Here is a 19,100-nt window from a genome sequence, read left to right on the forward strand (position 1 = left end):
CTAGGCCAGCTGCTGGTTCTGCTCCTCCAGCGGCGCGCCGATCTCGGCGAGTTTCACCGGATTTGACGTGATCTCGTCGATGACAGTGTGGATGAACCGCATCTTCTCGAGCACGGGCGCCGGCAGCACGAAGGGATAGAGATCTTCCTTACCCATTGAGCGGTTCACCATGTTCAGCGCCCACGACAGCGGCAGCCACAGATCGATGATCGTGTCGAAACCGCTGGGCCCCAATACACGTCGTTCAAAGGTGGCCCCGGCCGGCGCGAATCCGAACGCTGCCGCCGTGTCCAGGGTGTCACGGATGTGCAGGTAATGGGCGAAGGTCTCCGCCCAGTCCTCCGCCGGATGCATCGTGGCGTAGGACGACACGTAGTTCTTCTGCCAGCCAGACGGCGCCCCCTGACTGTAGTGGCGGTCCAGTGCCTCCTGGTAATCGAGATCCGGATCGCCGAACAGCTCGTTGAACCGCTCCAAGTAGTCCGCCGACGTGCCGATCAGGCGGTAGAAGTAGTAGTGCCCGATCTCGTGCCGGAAGTGTCCGAGCAGCGTGCGGTACGGCTCGTCCATCGAGATGCGCAGCTGTTCGCGGTGCACGTCGTCACCCTCGGCGAGATCGAGCGTTATGACACCGTTCGCATGACCGGTGAACACCTTCTCGAACTGACTGGACAGCAGATCGAACGCGAGCCCGTACTGCGGGTCGGCGTCGCGACCCACGATCGGCAGCTTCAGTTCGTGCAGCTCGGCGATCATCCGCCGCTTAGCCCGCTCCGCCGTCGCGAACGCCGCCAATGCGATGGCGTCGGCGTCGTTCGGTCGGGTGCGGGTCAGCGCGCACGACGTGCACAGCTTTGCGATGGGCCCTCGCTCCACCAGCCAGTTGCATTCTGCAAGATGCATATTCGCGCACAACCGATACTCGCTGGAGTCCACCGCGCCTGCGTGCTCGGCCTCGGGGCCCGGCGCGATGACCAGCAGCGCCATGTCATCCAGTGAGAATCCGATTCTGCTCTTGCAGTTCAGGCAGATCGAGTTCTCGAACGCCAGGCGCTGGCCGCAATTCGGGCAGGTGAAGTCACGCATGCAGAACGCCACCCTCGTAGGGCGCGACGTCGACCGCGACGTCGATCACGCTGCGCTCGGAGTCGGTGTAGATGATGCCCCGTAGCGGCGGAACGTCCGCGTAGTCACGACCGAAGCCCACGGTGATGTAGCGCTCGTCGACCATCTGATCGTTCGTGGGATCGAAACCGAGCCACTGGTTTTGCGGCGTCCACACCGACGCCCACGCGTGCGTGGCATCGATTCCCACCATGCGTTCCTTTCCTGGCGGTGGGTCGGTCGCCAGGTACCCGGACACGTAGCTGGCTGCCAACCCATTGGCACGCAGGCAAGCGATGGCCAGCCGCGCGAAGTCCTGACATACCCCTTCCCGCGCGGTCAAAACCTCGCTCACCCGCGTCGACACCGTCGTCGAGCCCGACCGATAGGTGAAGTCGGCGTAGATCCGCGAATTCAGGTCGCGCAACACCTCGATGAGCGGCCGACCCGGCTCGAAACTCGGTGCGGCGTAGTCACGCAGCTCTTCGGTGATCTCGGGTGACCGCAGGTCGAGGGTGAACTCGGTGGCCAGAGCGCCGTCCGTGCCGACGGGCCTGGAGATCTCCCACGGCGCACGCGCCGATCCTCCGTCGTAGAGGTCGGCGGGCGGCGGATCCACCTCGACCACCGAGCTGCTCGTGATCGACAGCGTCTCGTGGCGTTCGGTGACGTGGAAGTACGAACTGATGTTTCCGTAGGCGTCGCGGCTGGTGGAGCTGTCTGCCGCGGCCGGTTCGATCTCCAGCTCGTGCGACAGGCAGCGCTGAACCGCGGAGTCGCGTGGGGTGAGGAAGCCTCGGCCGTAGCTGCTCGTGACCACATCGGAGTAGCGGTACACCGTCCGGTGCGAAACCCGATAGCACCGACTCGATTTCGAGGCCGTAGGCCCGTCGGGGAACGCCGTCACGGCATCACCCTGCGTTCGTCGGGTCCCCACAGCGGTTGCATCTCACCGGGCAGCGACAGGTGGGTCTTGGTGATGACGCCCGACATATCACGCAGATCGGCATGCATGCCGTTGAGCAACGACGCGAGGTCGGCACGGCTGCCATCGGGCGTCACTGCTTCGAGGTCGGGGGGCTCGACACGTCGTAGCCGTGCGATGATTTCCTCGACCAGTCGCTCGGGGTGTGACGATCCGGATGATCCCGGCAACGATTTCAGCCCAGTGCGGAGGCGCTCGAGCTGGTAGGCCAGCGACCGCGGATTCTCGGTGTCGAACAACACGAGTTCGGCCACGGCTGCCACATTAACCTTGCCGGGATTGCGTCGCCGATAGATGACCGATGACTCACATGCCACCAGTGCGGATTCCGTGATGGTTTGCTCAGCGCCCGGGCTACGTACCGTCGTGAGGGTCGCGCGCAGCAATGCCGTCAAACCGAGCCCGCGTTCGATGCGTTTGCCGATGTCCATCATCGTCCAGCCGACGTCGTGCACCATCGACTCGGCGGCCACGCCGGAGAGCGCCAGCATCCCCGCCAGCGTGAGGTTGTTCGTCGAGGACAAGAACTCTTCGCCCTCGGCTTTGGAGTCCGGCGGGGAGTCGGGAGCGTGCAGCAACGCGCGCTCGACGGCCGCCAGCACCATCCAGGTGTCGTTGGACATCTGATCACGCACCGCACGGGCTGCCGAACCGAGACGCTCGACCGATTGTGCGAGGGAGCCGGAACGGTGCCGGTCGGCTGTCAGTGACCACAGCGTCGTCGGCGCCGTCGCCACCATCTCGGCGTAGTCACCGTCACCGGTGCTCGTCCCGGTGATCCTGCCGAGTGCGCTGAGCAGCACCGGCACACACTCACTGCCTGCCAAGTCCCTGCGGTAGCGATACTCGTGATAGCGCTCGCGAGTCACGGTGAGCAAGCGGGCCATGTTCTCCGCGCGCTCGGCGTAGCGGCCCATCCAGAACAGATCGGAGAGCACTCGGGGCGAGCTAACGGCTCCGGTGGGGCTGGGCCTGATGGCCGGCAGTTCCACCGGCGGCGCGGTCGGCGTACGCTCGGCGATCACCCGTGTCGGCGTGCGTACCCAGATATCCTTTGCTGCAACGGTATTCAGTTCGTATGCCGCGTGTCCGGGTGCGACGAGGTAGCCGAGCCCACCGATCATGGGCGCGTATCCGCTTCGCTGCGACACCGTGAACAACCGCATGCCCACGTTGCCCGCCGACAGTCCGCCCGGGTAGTAGTCGGTCGGAGCCGACGAGAACTGAGGCAGCTCTTGGCCCACGAACTGCCATGGCGTGGCTTCGATACGCACCCCGAGCGATTTGCGCTGCGAGGAGGACAGCGCGGGTCCGACGTACGCGGGCCCGCCCGTGACCGGCCGGATCAGCAGCGACGCCAGATTGCTCAGCAGGTGTGAACGTTCGGTGTTGATGCCACCCCAGTACATCTCCGCCGTCCGTAGCAGCGGCGTCTCCCCCAGCAGCCGTTCGGCGAGTTCGGGTAGAAAGCGAAGCAGCCCAGGGCTTTCCAAGATGCCGCTGCCGAGCGAGTTCACGACGCTGACCGCGCCGCGCCGCAACACCTCGACCAGGCCAACCACACCTAGCCGCGAATTCGGGCGCAGGTCAAGCGGATCCGCATAGTCGGCGTCGACGCGGCGCAGCACCACGTCGACCCGCTTCAGCGTGCCCATCGATCGCATCCACAACTTGCCGTCACGCACCACCAGGTCCGCGCTCTCCACCAGCGGGAAGCCCAGGACGCTGGCCAGATAGGCCTGATCGAAAGCCGTCTCGGAGTGGATGCCCGGGCTGAGCACGACGACGACCGGTTCCTCCGCGGACTCGGGCGCGACGTCGATGAGCGCCAGACGCAGCGCCTGCGCCCAGGGTGAGGCCGGGCGCGGCCCGATGCGCTCGTACAGGTCGGGGACGGCGTGCGCCACCACCCGGCGGTCTGCCAGCGCGTAGCCGGCACCCGACGGGGCCTGCGTCCAGTCCGCGTTGACCAGGAAGCCGCCGTCGCGCCCGCGGCTGATGTCGCAGCCGTGCATGAACAGCTGATGACGACCGGGCACCTCGATGCCCCGCGCGGCACGGATGTAGCCGGGGTGGGCGAAGAGCAGCTGGGCGGGCAGCACGCCGCTGGTCACCGACTCGCGCGCGCCGTAGAGGTCGGTCAACACTGCATCGAGCAACCGGGAACGCTGCAGCACACCGGCTTCCAGGATGTCCCAGTCGGCCGACGAGACCACCAACGGCAGCGCGTCGAGGTGCCATGGCCCGGGTTCGGCCGCTCCGTTTCCATTCGTGACCGCGTCACCGTTGCGGTCTACCTGTACGTAGGTGATGCCGTCGTTGTCGACCAGGCCGCGCACCGTCGACCGCAGCTGGTTCAGGCCGATACGGCCACGTTCGCCGACACACTCGGCCAGCTCCTGCCAGGCCGGCCGGATATTGCCTGCGGGGTCGACGAATTCGTCGTACCCGCTGACCGCACTCCCACGTACGTCGAACAGCGCCTCCTGGGCCCGCGCGGCGCGATACCGCGACAGCAGGTTGTCGATGTCGTCGTGTGGGCTCGCTGCGGGTAGGACCATCACTGCAGAACGGTACGCACCCGGCGCAGATCCAAGATTCCCGGCGCGCCCACATCGGTGGATTGGCGCGCCTGCTTCTCCCGGATGTCGGACATGTCGACCTTCCCCGGAGTGAAGCCGGTGGTTTCGAAGCGGCGGCCGCGCCGCGACTCGGCTTCCACGGCGTTGACGGGCGGACTGTCGTAGGACCGGCCGCCCGGGTGGGATACGTGGTACGTGCAGCCGCCGCGTGACATGCCGGTTGCGGTGTCCACGAGTTCGAACCGCAACGGCCCGTCGACGGTGATGGTCGGGTGCAGCGCGCTCGGCGGCTGCCACGCGCGGAACCTCAGCCCGCCCACCTGGACATCGGGGTTGTCGGTGGCAAGCAGCGGCACCGGGTAACCGTTGGCGGTGACGACATAGCGTTGCCGGTCGGCGCCGATGAGCCGGATCTGGATGCGCTCGATCGACGAGTCGACGTAGCGTGCCGTGCCGCCCCCGGTCGACTCCTCCCCCAGAACATTCCACGGCTCGATCGCTCCGCGTAGCTCGATCTCCACACCGTCGAACACGGCCGTCCCGATCCGCGGGAACCGGAACTCGGTGAACGGGTCGAGCCAGCTGGTGTCGAAGTTGATGCCGTGTGCCCGCAAGTCTGCGGCCACGTCGGCAATATCGTGAATCAGGTAGTGCGGCAACAGGTATCGACCATGCAGATTGGCGCCGTGGCGGATGAGCGGCGCCCGCAGCGGTTCATCCCAGAACCATGCGACCAGCGAGCGCACCAACAGGGACTGCACCATCGCCATCTGGTAATGCGGCGGCATCTCGAATCCGCGCAGTTCCAGCAGGCCCAGCCTGCCGCGCGCACCGTCGGGGCTGTAGAGCTTGTCGATACAGAACTCGGCGCGGTGGGTGTTGCCGGTGATGTCCGTCAGCAGATGCCGCAAGGCCCGGTCGATGATCCACGGAGCGGAGCTTGCGGAGCGACCATGATCCGGTCGCGGCCCGCCCGCACCTGCGGACAGCCGCGCGATCTCGGCGAACGCGATCTCCAGTTCGTAGATGGCTTCGGATCGGCCCTCGTCGACTCGTGGCGCCTGTGACGTCGTGCCGATGAACCGTCCCGCGAACAGATAGGACAGCGACGGATGCCGCTGCCAATACGTCAGCATCGACACCAGCAGGTCGGGCCGGCGCAGCAGCGGCGAGTCCGCGGGCGTAATGCCACCCAGCGTGATGTGGTTGCCTCCACCGGTGCCGCCGTGGGTGCCGTCGACGTCGAACGACTCGGTCGACAGTCGCGCCAAACGGGCCTCGCGGTACAGGGTTTCCAGCTGTTGCCGCTGCTCGGCGAAACTGGCCGTCGGCGCCACGTTGACCTCGATGACTCCCGGATCGGGGGTGACGGTCATCGACGTGATCCGCGGATCCGGCGGCGGCCCGTAGCCCTCCAGGACGACGGGACAGCCGGCCGTGGCGGCCGCGGACTCCACCCGGTGAACCAGGTCGACGAAGTGATCCGCGTCGTCGGTCGGCGGGAGGTAGACGTACAGCAGGCCGTCGCGGATCTCGACCACGATCGCCGTCGTCGGGGTGGCTTCGACATCGACAACTTCCGCGTCGTCCGAGAGGGATTCAACCGGCAGCGCCTCGCGGTCCGCCAAGGGATCCGCCGCATGAGTCGGCTCGGGAGTGCGCCAGCTGATCGACTTCAGCGGCAGCCGCAGCCCTGCGGGCGAATCACCGTCGAGCAGCACGACGCGCCCACGCCGCAGCCGCCAGTCCGCGCTGGCCCAGCCGGACCCGTCGTCGGCCCGATGCAACGGCAACACATAGGCCGCCGGTTCGCTGACCGATTCCTCCAGACGCGCGACCAGTGCCGCGCGGGCCTCGGGGGTGTCAGCCTCCAGATCGTCTGTCTCGGCGACGGGTTCACCGTCGGGCAATCGCACTGCCGCACCCAGCCGGCTCAGCGCATCTTCGTAGGCGGGCCGAATCTGGGAGGCGGGCAGGCCGAGTCCATCGGCGAGCGCACCGAGGACGCGCAGTCCGGCATCGGGTGCCACCTCGATCATCTCCGGCTCACTTTGCCAGGGATCGGCGAGCAGCGCGCCGTCGCGCCACAACGGTTCACCGTCGGTGCGCCAGAAGAGTCCGATCTGCCAGCGCGGCAAGGGTTCTCCGGGATACCACTTGCCCTGGTTCCGGTGGACCAGACCCTGCGGCGCCCACACTGTCTTCAACCGTGCGGCAAGCTCGGATGCCAGTCGACGTTTGTGCGGCCCGTCGGCGTCGGTGGTCCACTCGGGGTCGACCTGGTTGTCGATCGAGACAAACGTCGGCTCCCCGCCCATCGTCAGGCGGACGTCACCGGCGGCCAGTCGCTCGTCGACGCGGCCGCCGAGTTCACAGATGGCGCCCCAGGCGGCCTCGGTGTACGGGAGCGTGACGCGCGGGTCCTCGTGCACACGCGTGACGGCGTTGGTGAAGTCCAGCGTGGACTCACACGGTTCGATGGCACCGGTGATCGGCGCGGCGGAGTCCGGATGAGGCGTCGCCGACAACGGGATGTGCCCCTCCCCAGCGAACAGCCCCGACGTCGGGTCCAGCCCGATCCAGCCCGCGCCGGGGATGTACACCTCGGCCCAGGCGTGCAGATCGGTGAAATCGGCGGCGGGGCCCGACGGTCCGTCGAGCGCCTCCACATCGGAGGTGAGCTGGACGAGGTAACCGGAGACGAACCGTGCCGCGAGCCCAAGCTGACGCAGGATCGACACGAGCAGCCAGGCCGAGTCGCGGCACGAGCCGATGCCCGTGCGCAATGTGTGGTCCGGCGTCTGCACGCCGGGTTCCATCCGCACGCTGTAACCCACGTCGGCGTTGACCGCGCGGTTGAGCGCGACGAGGAAGTCGATGGTGCGGGTGCCGAGAGCGACGGAGAAGTTCTTGACCCAGGCCTGGACGAGGTCGCCGGGCCCGGCGCCCTCATCGGCCTCGTCGACGGGCCGCAGGTAGGGCTTGAGGTCCTCGGCGAGAGCCTTGGGATAGGTGAAGCCGACCTTTTCGGCGTAGTCCTCGATGAAGAAGTCGAATGGGTTGATCACCTTGAGATCGGCGATCAGGCCGACAGTGATCGTCAGGGTGCGGGCACGGGTCGGAAAGACGAGCCGGGCAAGGAAATTGCCGAACGCGTCCTGTTGCCAGTTGACGAAGTGATCGGCGGGCTCGACGGTCAGCGAGTAAGCGTCGATCGGTGTCCGCGAGTGCGGAGCCGGGCGCAACCGGACGACATGGGGATGCACCTCCACCAGCCGATCGAACGTGTAGCTGGTGCGATGCTCCAGCGCCACCTTGATGCCCATCGCAAGATCCCATCACAACGAAACCCGGCGTGCATGGCGGCTCAGGTCTGAGCGACGCGCGGAATGAGTGAGCCCTTCGGGCGTAAGACGAGGACGAGCACCCCGGCGATGACGATGCCGACCAGGTTGACCGCCAGCTGCAGCGCCGATTTCGCGGCGACATCCCACTGCCCGACGGTCGCGGCCACCACGGCGAAGCCGGCCGCGGTGACGGTGTACACCGAGATGAAGACACCGACGAGCCCTGTCGCCCTGGCCGAGACGAGCGACAACATCCCCGCCGCACCGGCCAGCAGCGCCACGACGAACGACAGCGGGCCGACCTTGAAGATGAAGTCCACTTCTTCGACGTGCGCGACCGCATCCACCGTCAGCCACCCGATCGCCTCGGCGGCCTTCGTCGCGACCGCCGTGATGCCCATCGCGATCGGGAAGCCGATGAGCAATGCCAGCCCCGCGCGCCGTGCCAGGTTTCCCCGGCGCTGGACGATGGCGACCGACAGCGCCGCGAGCGGCCCGAACTCCGGGCCGAGCACCATCGCGCCGACGATCGTCACCGTGGAATCGGTCACCACGCCGATGGCGGTCAGCAGACAGGCCAGGGTCAGGAAAGTGACGAACGTGACGCTGAGCGTGGCCTCTTCGCGCGTCCGGCCGATCAGCTCGTCCCAGACGAGTGCATCAGCGGGATCACCTTCGGCCTCGTCCTCTGCCTTGTGCGCCCTGCTGGAGAGCACCGTGTCGAGGACCTCGAGGGTGATGGCACCCCGGTGGTGCGCGTCGAGTTCCTTCAATTGCTTGATCACGCCGTTGGCGCATTCGCGGGCGATGTCGGCGGTGATCTCATCGCCCGCAGGTTCCAGGGCCGCCCCCGGGTGCAGGACGATGTTCGCGACCCCGACCTCGCGGCGCAGCACGTCGACGACGGAGTCGCGCAGATCCTCGGGCGCTATCACCCGCAAATGCAGCACTGGTGAACCCTATCCGCGCACAATCGTCGATGTGGCCACCTGGGAGGACGTCGCGGAAATCGCCGGCCTACTACCGGAGACCGCTGAAACGGGGCCTCGCTCATGGCGGGTCCGCAAGAAGCTGATGGTCTGGGAGCGGCCGCTGCGCAAGGCCGACTATGCCGCGCTGGGCGACGACGCTCCCCACGGCGACATCCTCGGGGCGCGCGTCGCCGATGAGGGGGTGAAGTTCGCGCTCATCGCCGACGACCCGGACGTGTACTTCACCACGCCGCACTTCGACGGTTATCCGATGGTGCTGGTACGGCTGGCTGCGATCAGCGTGCCTGACCTCACCGAACTCGTCACCGAAGCGTGGCTGGCCCAGGCGCCGAAAACCTTGGTGAAGAAGTTCTTGGCGGAGGAGCGCTAACTTCTGACAGCTCTGACCATCAACTCGTCGGGCGACACCAGATGCCCCTTCTCGCAACGAATCTCGACGGTCGCTTCGGCGCCGCAATCGGCGTGCGCGAGGCGCAGCGGAGTGCGATTGGGCAGATGGCGCCGGCCCCATTCGAACATCGCCCACACCACGGGCATGAAGTCGACGCCCGCTTCTGTCAGCACGTACTCGTCGCGGCTGCGCTGACCGGGCTCCTGGTACGGCCGGCGCTCGAGCAGACCGGCGTCGACCAGTTCTGACAGCCGCGCGGCAGCGGCGGCCTTGGTCACACCGACGCGACGCCAGAAGTCGTCGAACCGGGTGGTGCCGTAATACGCCTCGCGCATGATCAGCATCGCGGTCTTGGTTCCCAGCAGCGCCATCGTCTTCTCGACAGGGCATTCCCCCACTGCCGACCAGGCATCGCGGTCGGCCAGCCGGCCCTGCAGCACTGTCATGGAAGTCACTCCTCATCTGGGTTGTTCTAAGTATACCCAGGTGTTATAGCTGGGTATAGCAAGCATTACTCAGTGACGAGTTCAGGAGGCTGGAAATGGCTGGATTTGCGGGACGGGACGCGGTCATCGTCGAGGCGGTACGCACACCGATCGGAAAAGGCAAGGCCAGCGGCGCACTGCATGACGTGCTGCCCGTGGATCTGCTGGCGCATAGCCTCACCGAGCTGGTGAAGCGCACCGGCATCGACCCGGCGCAGATCGACGATGTCATCACCGGCGCCGTTTCACAGGTCGGTGATCAGGCCGTCAACATCGGGCGCAACGCGCTGCTGGCCGCGGGCTTCCCCGAGACCGTGCCGGGCACGACCGTCGACCGCCAGTGCGGCAGCAGCCAGCAGGCGATCGCGTTCGCCGCGCAGGGAGTGGTCGCGGGCGCGTACGACATCGTCGTCGCCGCCGGCGTGGAGTCGATGTCGCGAGTACCGATGGGATCGAGCGTCCTGCCGGGCAGCGACCCATTCGGCGCGATGGCGCAGCGCTATCCCGAGGGACTGGTGCCGCAGGGCATCAGCGCCGAACTGATCGCGGCGAAGTGGGGCTTCTCGCGTGAGCAGCTCGACGAGTTCTCCGCGGGTAGCCACGAAAAGGCCGCGCGGGCAACGAAAGAGGGCCGCTTCGACAATGAGCTGATCCCGATCGCCGGGCTTACCAACGACGAGATCATTCGCCCCGGCACCACGGTGGAGTCGCTCGCGGGTCTGAAGCCCGCGTTCTACACCCCGGCGTACGAGGCGCGGTTCCCTCAGATCAACTGGGAGATCACGCCGGGCAACTCGTCGCCGCTGTCGGACGGCAGCGCGGCGGTGATGATCACCACGAGTGAGATCGCGAAGCGGCTGGGTCTGCGTCCGCTGGCGCGGATCCACACGTCGACCGTGGTGGGATCGGATCCGCTCTACATGCTGACCGGCGTCATTCCGGCGACCGAGAAGGTGTTGCAGCGCGCCGGATTGACGCTGGCCGACATCGACCTGTTCGAGGTGAATGAGGCCTTCGCGCCGGTGGTGCTGGCGTGGGCGCACGACGTTGGGGCCGACCTGTCGAAGACGAACGTCAACGGCGGCGCAATCGCTATCGGCCACCCGCTCGGTGCGTCCGGTGCGCGCATCATGACGACGTTGGTCAACGCGTTGGAGCAGCAGGGCGGACGCTACGCGCTGCAGACGATGTGCGAGGGCGGCGGCATGGCCAACGCGACGATCATCGAGCGGCTGTAGCTCTGGCGACTTGTGCACGTTTGGGAGCGCTCACCGCTCCTAAACGTGCACAAGTCACTCCTTCTGAAGCTCGAAGAGCGGGATGACCCGGCTGGTCTTCTGCTGGTACTCGCCGAACACCGGCGTCAGCTCGACAAGTCTCGGGTAGAGGTCATCCCGCTCTGCGGAGGGCAGCTCACGGGCGGTCACGTCGTAGTTCGTCGTGCCGACTTCGATGTGTGCCCGCGAGTTCTTCCGCAGGTTGTGCACCCAGGCGGGATCGACATCGGCACCCGCATACGAGCCGACGACGATAAGCCTGCCGTCGACGGTGAAATACGCGAGCGGCGACAGCCGGGGCTTGCCTGACTTCGCGCCGGTCGTCGTCAGAAGCAGCAGGTCACCGCCCTCAAACGGGCCGCCGACCTTACCGCCGTTGGCGCGGAACTCGTCGACGATGCCAGCGTTGAAATCCTTTAGATCTCCGATCTCGGTCATGCTCGAACAAAGCCCACCGGTGAGCGCTTATATTCCACGTCCGCATAATCTCCCAGCCATGCGGGTGATCGTCACGGGCGGCAACAGCGGTGTGGGCGCGGCAACGGCATCGGCGCTCGCCGCAGAGGGCCACAGCGTCACGATCGCGTGCCGCACCATCGACAAAGCACAACGCGCTGCCGCCGAGATGCCCGGCAACGTCGAGGTGTGCCCGCTCGATCTTGCCGACCTTGCCAGCGTGCGGGCCTTCGCCGATTCGGTGGAAACCGTTGATGTACTGGTGAACAACGCCGGAGTGATGGGCATGCCGTTGACCCGCACCGTCGACGGGTTCGAGGCGCACATGGGCACGAACCATCTCGGGCATTTCGCGTTGACCTGTCTGCTCGGCGAACGGATCAAGGACCGAGTGGTGTCGGTCGCCAGTGCCACCTACCTGTTCACGCGCCTTGACCTGGACGACCTCAACTGGCACACCCGCAAGTACTCGAAGTTCGCGGCCTACGGTCAATCCAAGCTGGCCAACCTGCTCTTCGTCCGCGAGCTCGCCGCACGCGGGATCCGCGCCTACGCATCCGATCCAGGCGCGACCGATACCGACATCACCAGGTCGATGGGCATGGGCGAGCACCGTGGGATGCGCAAGCTGCTGCACACACCGGCCCAGGGTGCGCGGGCCAGCCTGCAGGCGGTGTCGACCGATCTGCCGAGCGGCACGTACCTCGCGCCACGGTTCAATCAGTTCGGCCCGCCGAAGGTGACCAAGCCGCGACCCAAGGCGGCCGATCCCGTGATGGCGCGCCGGCTGTGGGAGCTGTCGGCCGAGCTGACGGGATGCGACTGGACTTAGGCGGAATGACGCGCTCGCCACCACGCCACGACGTACATGACCATGGCGGCCGCAACCGCGAGTAGCACCCACAACACCACCAGCTGATCGATCCATGCACCCGCAGGCGGTGCGCCGGGCAGGAGATTGCGCAGCGGGATCACCGCGAATAGCACCGCGGCGAACCAGGTCATCACCGGAGGCAAGAACTGATGGCGGCCGGCCAGCGTCTGGGTGGCAACGAACAACGCGGCCGCCGGCAAGGCCAGCAACACCAGGATCAGGCCGAGATCGAACATGAGGGCAGCGTCAGACCGTTCCAAGGTGAGGCGCACAGTCTGCGGCGGCGCGGCCGAGGAGTTTAAAGTTCCGGGTTGGCTGTCGATATTCCAGCCGTTGATGTGTCCGGCGATGATGACGCCCGCCGGAACAACCTGGCGTTGCGCACCGGTGCCACTGAAGGTTTCGACCCCGATGACGTCGGTAGTGTAGGTGTCGAATGGCCAGTCGTCGGGGTCACCGACGGCGATAAGCGTGGTGGCGGTGTCAGGGGCAACGTCTGCGTGAAGATAGATCAGCTCTCCGGACTTCGTCCAGGAACTCAATCGGATGGCCAACTTGTCCACCGACTGCGGATCCCTTGCCATGAGATCGCGGCCCGGGTGGACCAGGAGATCGACGGACAGCGTGTTCTGCAACGTGTCGAACTGCCGCAACCGAATGATGACCGACGTCTCGGATTCCGGCGATGTTTCGGTGAATGCGAAATCGCGGTACGTATCGCTGGACGCGCGGTATCCGAGCAGCGACGCGAGATACAACGCGGCGACCACAACCACCGTCGTCAGCACAACGACGCGCCAAGTACGCCGATCTGTAGGACGTGACACCGGCTTTTCCGGCTGCGCCGACTGCGACTGTCCGTCCACGCGCGGATCGTAGCTCTGCGCGCGACGCACACGCCACGGAATCGCTCAGTCGCCATCCTTGCGCGGCTTGGCGTCGGGTTTGAAGTCCAGGCCCGATTCTTTGCGCTGCTGCGCGGTGATCGGTGCGGGCGCATCGGTCAGCGGATCGACGCCGCCGCCGGACTTGGGGAACGCGATGACCTCACGGATCGAGTCGAACCCAGCGAGCAGAGCGGTGATGCGATCCCACCCGAACGCGATACCGCCGTGCGGCGGGGCGCCAAACGTGAACGCGTCCAACAGGAATCCGAACTTGTCCTGGGCCTCGTCGTGGTCGATGCCCATCATCGCGAACACCCGCTCCTGGACGTCGCGACGATGGATACGAATCGATCCGCCGCCGATCTCGTTGCCGTTGCACACGATGTCGTAGGCGTTGGCGAGTGCGGTACCTGGATCGGTGTCGAACGTCGCCTCCGATTCCGGCTTCGGCGAGGTGAACGCGTGATGCACCGCGGTCCACGCACCAGAGCCGACCGCGACATCGCCTGCGGCCGTGGCCTCGTCGGCGGCCTCGAACAGCGGCCAGTCCACCACCCAGGTGAACGCCCAGGCGTTGGGATCGATCATGTCGAGGCGCTTGGCGATCTCGATACGGGTCGCGCCCAGCAGCGCACGCGCCGCCTTAGTCGGGCCCGCCGAGAAGAAGATGCAGTCCCCCGGCTTCGCCCCGACATGCGCTGCGAGCCCGTCACGTTCGGCATCGGTGAGGTTCTTGGCCACCGGGCCACCGAGCGTGCCGTCCTCGGCGACAAGGACGTAGGCCAGCCCCTTGTGGCCGCGCTGCTTGGCGAATTCCTGCCAGCCGTCGAGTGTGCGCCGCGGTTGCGAGGCGCCACCCGGCATGACGACAGCGCCGACGTACGGCGCCTGGAACACTCGAAAGGTGGTGTCGGAGAAATACTCCGTGCATTCAACGAGTTCCAGGGCGAATCGCAGGTCGGGTTTGTCGGACCCGAATCGGCGCATCGCGTCCGCGTAGTTGATTCGTGGGAGCGGCGTCGGCAGGTCGTAGCCGATCAACGCCCACAGCGCCTTGAGGACCTCCTCAGAGACCGCGATGACATCGTCGGCGTCGACGAAGCTCATCTCCATGTCGAGCTGGGTGAACTCGGGCTGGCGGTCGGCGCGGAAGTCCTCGTCGCGGTAGCAACGGGCGATCTGGTAGTAGCGCTCCATGCCCGCCACCATGAGCAGCTGCTTGAACAGCTGCGGGCTCTGGGGCAGGGCGTAGAAGCTGCCCGGCTGTAAGCGGGCGGGCACCAGGAAGTCGCGCGCCCCTTCGGGTGTGGAACGGGTCAGCGTCGGCGTCTCGATCTCGACGAAGTCGTGGCGCGCCAGCACGTCGCGCGCTGCCGCATTCACGTTGGAGCGCAAGCGAATCGCGTTGCCCGGGCCTTCGCGGCGCAGATCGAGATAGCGGTACTTGAGCCGTGCTTCCTCACCGGCCTGCTCGTCGAGCTGGAATGGCAGCGGTGCACTCTCGCTGAGCACGGTCAACGAGGTGGCGTTGACTTCGATATCGCCCGTTGGGATTTCGGCATTCGCGTTACCTTCGGGGCGGATTTCGACGACGCCCTCGACGGCGATGCAGTATTCCGCGCGCAGCCGGTGCGCATTCGCGAGCACGCCCGCTTCACGGAAAACCACCTGAGATACGCCGGACGAATCCCGAAGGTCGATGAAGATGACACCGCCGTGGTCGCGGCGCCGCGCAACCCAACCGGCCAGCGTCACCTGCTGACCGGCATCGGTGGACCGCAACGAACCGGCGGCATGACTGCGCAGCACGAACTCTCCTGTGAATGGCCTGATGGACGACTGCCACAGTGTAGTGGGGTCATTCTGGCCGGTAGCTTGGCGTTCGTGGACGACCGTATTGCACTCGTCGGACCCGGCGCGATCGGGTCGACGGTTGCCGCCCTGCTCTACGCCGCGGGCCACCCCATCACACTGTGCGGACGTACCGCCCGGGAGTCGATCGAGGTCAGGCCCGACGACAAGGAGCCGATCGTCGTACCGGGGCCAGTGCTGACCGATCCGGCGGAGATCGCCGAAGCAGCCGACGTCGTGCTGCTCGCCGTGAAGGACACCCAGAACGAGCAAGCCGGCGCCTGGCTGGCCAAGCTGTGCGACGACAACACCGTCGTCTGCGCGCTGCAGAACGGCGTCGAACAGGTGGAGCGCGTCGGCCGGTACTGCCCGTCGTCGACAGTGGTGCCCGCGGCCATCTGGATCTCGGCCGAACCGGATCCGCAGGGCTGGATACGGCTGCGTACCGGGGTTCGGCTGGTGCTGCCGGTCTCCGATGCCGCTGAACGGCTGTCCGACCTGTTCAACGGCGCGGACATCTCGACCGAACTGGACCCCGACTTCATCAGTGCGGCGTGGCGCAAGCTGCTGGTCAACGCCGTGGTCGGATTGATGGTGCTCACCGGGCGGCGCATGGGCATGTTCCACCGCGACGACGTGGCCGCCCTCGCACGGCGCTATCTGGCGGAGTGCCTGGCAGTAGCGCGGGCGGACGGCGCGACCCTCGGCGACGAGGTGATCGACGAGACCATGAACCTGTTCAGCCAGGTCCCTGCGGACATCACGACGTCAATGCTGACCGATCGAGAGGCGCACCGGCCGCTGGAATGGGACATCCGCAACGGGGTGATCAGCCGCAAGGCCGCCGAGCACGGGCTGGCGACGCCGATCAGCGACGTCCTGGTGCCGTTATTGGCTGCAGCCAGCGACGGGCCCGGTTAATCTCAGCGCGTGACGGCGCCCCAGATGAACCCGTGCGAGCGCGTCGGCCTGGAACTCATCAACACGGCGCGTTTCCGCACCACCAATTCCGTCGATCTCCCGATCACCCCCAGCCAGCTGTGGCAGGTGCTCGAGGACGCAGAGGCCTATCCGCAGTGGTCCTACGTCACACGCATGAACTGGACGAGTCCCAGGCCTTTCAGAGTCGGCTCCACACGCGCCATTGAGACGAGCGTCGGTGGGCACGTCATCGATGAAGTCATCGCGTGGCATCCGCAAGTGCACTTGGCTTTTCGTGTCAACGCGGTATCTGCGCCCACCGAGGGCGCATCCGTCGAGGAGTTTCGCATCGAGCCGACTCCGCAAGGGTGCCGGCTGACGTGGACCCTCGCGCACGACCCGAAGAAGGTTTCGTTGGGGGTGAAGCTCGTCGCGAAAACCGTTATGAACGTCAAGTACCGCCAGTACCTCGACAAGCTGCGCAAGTACAGCGAGCAACGGTTCGGCGTTTCGATCTAGACCCTGGGTAGACACTGTCGGCTACTGTGTATGGCCATGCACGCATGTGAGCTGGTTGAGCTGGACTTCATCGAGAGCGCGCCGTTTCGGTTCGTCAGCAAGGTGGACCTGAACATCACGCCCGAGCACCTGTTCGAAGTGCTCGCCGACGCGGAGTCGTGGCCGCACTGGGCGACCGCGATCACCAAGGTCACCTGGACGAGCCCTGAACCGCGAGGTATCGGCACGACGCGCACGGTGAACATGCGCGGCGGCATCGTCGGTGACGAGGAGTTCTTGGCCTGGGAACCCTTCACCCACATGGCTTTTCGGTTCAACGAAGCATCGAGCAGCTCCATCTCGGCGTTTGCTGAGGACTACCGCGTGGTGCCGACGGCCGACGGCTGCCACCTGACCTGGGTGATGGCGATGAAACCCAAGGGCCTTTCCGGCCGCATCGGGATGACGCTGGGTAAGCCGTTCATGGCACGCACGTTCCAGAAGTTCCTGTACAACCTGCGCGACTACTCCGACAAGCGGTTCGCGAAGTAGCTACTAATTATTGTTGGGGTCCATGTCATCGAGCTTCACCTCGGTGACACTGCCACCGGAGAACGTCGCTCGGCGGCGCTTCGATTGGGCATCGCCATCGGAGGCGCCGTGGGTGGGCGCCTCGGCAGTCGTCCCCACGGTCGTGGTCCCGGTATCCGCCGACGCCACCGCGCCTGCGTTGATGATCGCGGCACCCAGGCCCGCAACCGCCGCGAAAGCGGCGATCAAATTTCTTGTGTTGTTCATGGCTCAATGCTCGCGGTGCGCGGCGGGCTGCGTAATCGCCGACGAGCCACAGTGCGCTAGCTGAACGGAAGACTTTCCTATCCCTCAGGAAAGCTCTTCACGAGTAACCGCCGAACTCGAGGCCTAATGCAGACCGGCCCAGGCCTTTCGCCGCTCGGCGTCGGGATCCTCAGTCACGGTGTCACGCGCGGTCATGATGATGCGGGTGGAGCGATGCTCGGTGTCGTACACCGGCCAGTCATGGCCGTTGGACCACTGAATCTCGCCGGTGTCCCACCCCTTGGCCGCGAAGTCCAGCCACGCTTTCTGCATCCGCCTGCCGACCGGCGGCTGCAGCCGTCGCCCGAGGGGATGAAGCTTGCGTCCGATAAATGACGCGTAGCTGTGCTGGATGTGCACGATCTCGCTGCCGTGGGTGGCGCCCAGCCCCAACACTCGCAAGCTCCAGCCGACATGATCGAAGCGGTACATGTGCGTCGGCGCGACGGCGCTGTACGCATCGGCGAACGCCCACGCCGGCCCGCCGAACATGACATCGGAGCCGAACGCGATCAGTGCTCGTCGCCTCGGATAGTCCGGATACGCGGCCAGCACCGCATCCTTGGCGTCCGGTGCGATGCGGTCGAGATAGGCGCCGATGGACGCCGTCGTGGTCGGCAGCATCGGCGGCTTCGTCCACGCGAACATCGATGCCTCGTGGCTGTTGGTCCCGATGATCAGCGGCATTTGCTCGATCGCACCTTCGCGCGCCGCGTCCACCGGATGCCTCGGCAGCAGGTCCACCCCGTACGTCAGCCCGTACGCGAGGTTCGGTGTAGTCGCCGCGCTCTTCAGCTGAACCAAGCCCGCGGCCCGGCGTAGCTGGCGCTGCGGCAGCTGCTTGACCTCGGCCACGTCGACACCCAACCGCTTGACGAATTCGTGCGCCTGCCTCGCCCGGGCCTCACGTTCCCCGATCAGCGGCAGCGCCGGGCTCTGCGCGATCGCGCGGCTGAACAGCCCGTTAGCCGCGGGGCTTGCCAACAGCGCCAGTACTGACGTCGCTCCCGCCGACTCGCCGAACACGGTCACCCGGCTCGGATCACCGCCGAACGCCGCGATGTGGTCGCGGACCCACCGCAGCGCCGCCATCTGGTCACGCAGCGCGAGGTTGTCGTCGAATCCGTCCCCGAGGTCGCTGAGCTCGAACCCGCCGAACACCCCGATCCGGTAGGTGACGTTGACGACCACCACGTCGCCGTTGGCGGCCAGCCGCGAGCCGTTGTAGAGCTGAAACTGCCCGGCGCCGTAAACGAATGCGCCACCGGGAATCCACACCATCACCGGAAGCGACGCGCTGGTGTCCGGCGACCACACCGTCAGCGTCAGGCAGGCCTCGTCGCGCACCTTCGGGTCGTCACGGCCACCGCCGACAAACGACTTGCTCTGCGGCGGCAGCGGTCCGTGTTCGAGTGCGTCGAGCACCCCAGTCCAAGGCTGCAATGGCGCGGGGGCCAGGAATCGTCGCTCCCCCACGGGCTGCTCGGCGTATGGCACGCCACGCCAAACCCCGACACCGCCATCGGTGGTACCGCGAATATCTCCGAGGTGGGTATGGACGACCGTCGAAGCCCCGGAATGTCCGACAACGACTGCCACCCCTGAATCGTAGT

Annotated in this window: 17 protein-coding genes; 6 read left to right on the top strand and 11 right to left on the bottom strand. The window is 66.3% G+C overall.

The genetic code is table 11. The features are described from left to right. From ACIA48_RS15055 to ACIA48_RS15075, 5 genes are read right to left on the bottom strand one after another with little or no spacing between them, the layout of a single operon-like run. Positions 1-1,086 carry a putative zinc-binding metallopeptidase gene (locus ACIA48_RS15055; RefSeq protein WP_396732526.1) on the bottom strand — a complete coding sequence of 362 codons (1,086 nt, stop codon included), beginning with the start codon at positions 1,084-1,086 and terminating at the stop codon, positions 1-3. Further along, on the bottom strand, positions 1,079-2,011 hold the full coding sequence (locus ACIA48_RS15060) for a transglutaminase N-terminal domain-containing protein (protein ID WP_396732528.1): 933 nt from the start codon (positions 2,009-2,011) through the stop codon (positions 1,079-1,081). The genes ACIA48_RS15055 and ACIA48_RS15060 overlap by 8 nt, the downstream gene beginning before the upstream one ends. After that, positions 2,008-4,650, bottom strand: coding sequence for a circularly permuted type 2 ATP-grasp protein (locus ACIA48_RS15065; protein ID WP_396732886.1), 2,643 nt, complete (start codon positions 4,648-4,650; stop codon positions 2,008-2,010). The genes ACIA48_RS15060 and ACIA48_RS15065 overlap by 4 nt, the downstream gene beginning before the upstream one ends. Continuing rightward, complete coding sequence (locus ACIA48_RS15070; RefSeq protein WP_396732531.1) at positions 4,650-7,997, bottom strand: DUF2126 domain-containing protein; 3,348 nt, start codon at positions 7,995-7,997, stop codon at positions 4,650-4,652. Before ACIA48_RS15070 ends, ACIA48_RS15065 begins: the two co-directional genes overlap by 1 nt. Before the next feature lie 41 nt (positions 7,998-8,038). Beyond that, a complete protein-coding gene (locus ACIA48_RS15075; RefSeq protein WP_396732533.1) occupies positions 8,039-8,968 on the bottom strand; it encodes a DUF389 domain-containing protein in 930 nt (309 codons plus the stop codon). A gap of 31 nt (positions 8,969-8,999) precedes the next feature. On the opposite strand from ACIA48_RS15075, the gene ACIA48_RS15080 reads away from it, so the two are divergent. Then, positions 9,000-9,380, top strand: a complete 381-nt coding sequence (locus tag ACIA48_RS15080) for an MmcQ/YjbR family DNA-binding protein (RefSeq protein ID WP_396732536.1) — start codon at positions 9,000-9,002, stop codon at positions 9,378-9,380. Here the strand turns inward: ACIA48_RS15080 and ACIA48_RS15085 are convergent. Further along, entirely contained in the window at positions 9,377-9,847 is a 471-nt protein-coding gene (locus ACIA48_RS15085) for a winged helix-turn-helix transcriptional regulator (RefSeq protein WP_396732538.1), read from the bottom strand. The genes ACIA48_RS15080 and ACIA48_RS15085 overlap by 4 nt on opposite strands. A 95-nt stretch (positions 9,848-9,942) precedes the next feature. Here ACIA48_RS15085 and ACIA48_RS15090 point away from each other — a divergent pair, with 95 nt between their 5' ends. Then, entirely contained in the window at positions 9,943-11,124 is a 1,182-nt protein-coding gene (locus ACIA48_RS15090) for a thiolase family protein (protein WP_396732541.1), read from the top strand. A gap of 54 nt (positions 11,125-11,178) precedes the next feature. On the opposite strand, the gene ACIA48_RS15095 is transcribed toward ACIA48_RS15090, so the two are convergent. Continuing rightward, positions 11,179-11,601 (bottom strand): nitroreductase family deazaflavin-dependent oxidoreductase, encoded by a 423-nt coding sequence (locus ACIA48_RS15095; RefSeq protein ID WP_396732544.1) that lies wholly within the window; start codon positions 11,599-11,601, stop codon positions 11,179-11,181. Positions 11,602-11,659: 58 nt separating this feature from the next. Between ACIA48_RS15095 and ACIA48_RS15100 the strand changes: the two genes are divergently transcribed. Further along, complete coding sequence (locus ACIA48_RS15100; RefSeq protein ID WP_396732547.1) at positions 11,660-12,451, top strand: SDR family NAD(P)-dependent oxidoreductase; 792 nt, start codon at positions 11,660-11,662, stop codon at positions 12,449-12,451. On the opposite strand, the gene ACIA48_RS15105 is transcribed toward ACIA48_RS15100, so the two are convergent. Together ACIA48_RS15105 and aspS are read right to left on the bottom strand one after the other, a co-directional pair. After that, positions 12,448-13,359: a DUF4436 family protein gene (locus ACIA48_RS15105; RefSeq protein WP_396732550.1), complete on the bottom strand. Its 912-nt coding sequence runs from the start codon at positions 13,357-13,359 to the stop codon at positions 12,448-12,450. The two genes, ACIA48_RS15100 and ACIA48_RS15105, sit on opposite strands and share 4 nt — an antisense overlap. 45 nt (positions 13,360-13,404) lie before the next feature. Continuing rightward, a complete protein-coding gene (gene aspS, locus ACIA48_RS15110) occupies positions 13,405-15,189 on the bottom strand; it encodes an aspartate--tRNA ligase (protein WP_396732553.1) in 1,785 nt (594 codons plus the stop codon). A gap of 75 nt (positions 15,190-15,264) precedes the next feature. On the opposite strand from aspS, the gene ACIA48_RS15115 reads away from it, so the two are divergent. From ACIA48_RS15115 to ACIA48_RS15125, 3 genes are read left to right on the top strand one after another with little or no spacing between them, the layout of a single operon-like run. After that, entirely contained in the window at positions 15,265-16,152 is an 888-nt protein-coding gene (locus ACIA48_RS15115; RefSeq protein ID WP_396732556.1) for an oxidoreductase, read from the top strand. Positions 16,153-16,161: 9 nt separating this feature from the next. After that, the gene (locus tag ACIA48_RS15120; RefSeq protein ID WP_396732559.1) at positions 16,162-16,671 is read left to right on the top strand and encodes an SRPBCC family protein; all 510 of its coding nucleotides are present in this window, start codon (positions 16,162-16,164) and stop codon (positions 16,669-16,671) included. Positions 16,672-16,707: 36 nt separating this feature from the next. After that, positions 16,708-17,202: an SRPBCC family protein gene (locus ACIA48_RS15125; protein WP_396732562.1), complete on the top strand. Its 495-nt coding sequence runs from the start codon at positions 16,708-16,710 to the stop codon at positions 17,200-17,202. Positions 17,203-17,205: 3 nt separating this feature from the next. Here the strand turns inward: ACIA48_RS15125 and ACIA48_RS15130 are convergent, their stop codons facing one another. Both ACIA48_RS15130 and ACIA48_RS15135 read right to left on the bottom strand, forming a co-directional pair. Further along, positions 17,206-17,448: a hypothetical protein gene (locus tag ACIA48_RS15130; RefSeq protein ID WP_396732565.1), complete on the bottom strand. Its 243-nt coding sequence runs from the start codon at positions 17,446-17,448 to the stop codon at positions 17,206-17,208. A 123-nt stretch (positions 17,449-17,571) separates the two neighbouring features. Further along, positions 17,572-19,086 (bottom strand): carboxylesterase/lipase family protein, encoded by a 1,515-nt coding sequence (locus ACIA48_RS15135; RefSeq protein WP_396732567.1) that lies wholly within the window; start codon positions 19,084-19,086, stop codon positions 17,572-17,574. Positions 19,087-19,100: the final 14 nt, after the last annotated feature.

The organism is Mycobacterium sp. NPDC051804 (assembly GCF_044452905.1).
In the GTDB taxonomy this organism is placed as follows: domain Bacteria; phylum Actinomycetota; class Actinomycetes; order Mycobacteriales; family Mycobacteriaceae; genus Mycobacterium.

What these genes read in the sequence shown, in the direction of transcription:
- ACIA48_RS15065 (WP_396732886.1), bottom strand. Translation starts at nt 4,650, where the DNA reads ATGGTCCTACCCGCAGCGAGCCCACACGACGACATCGACAACCTGCTG.
- ACIA48_RS15125 (WP_396732562.1), top strand. Translation starts at nt 16,708, where the DNA reads ATGCACGCATGTGAGCTGGTTGAGCTGGACTTCATCGAGAGCGCGCCG.
- ACIA48_RS15090 (WP_396732541.1), top strand. Translation starts at nt 9,943, where the DNA reads ATGGCTGGATTTGCGGGACGGGACGCGGTCATCGTCGAGGCGGTACGC.
- ACIA48_RS15100 (WP_396732547.1), top strand. Translation starts at nt 11,660, where the DNA reads ATGCGGGTGATCGTCACGGGCGGCAACAGCGGTGTGGGCGCGGCAACG.
- ACIA48_RS15085 (WP_396732538.1), bottom strand. Translation starts at nt 9,847, where the DNA reads ATGACAGTGCTGCAGGGCCGGCTGGCCGACCGCGATGCCTGGTCGGCA.
- ACIA48_RS15095 (WP_396732544.1), bottom strand. Translation starts at nt 11,601, where the DNA reads ATGACCGAGATCGGAGATCTAAAGGATTTCAACGCTGGCATCGTCGAC.
- ACIA48_RS15055 (WP_396732526.1), bottom strand. Translation starts at nt 1,086, where the DNA reads ATGCGTGACTTCACCTGCCCGAATTGCGGCCAGCGCCTGGCGTTCGAG.
- ACIA48_RS15070 (WP_396732531.1), bottom strand. Translation starts at nt 7,997, where the DNA reads ATGGGCATCAAGGTGGCGCTGGAGCATCGCACCAGCTACACGTTCGAT.
- ACIA48_RS15130 (WP_396732565.1), bottom strand. Translation starts at nt 17,448, where the DNA reads ATGAACAACACAAGAAATTTGATCGCCGCTTTCGCGGCGGTTGCGGGC.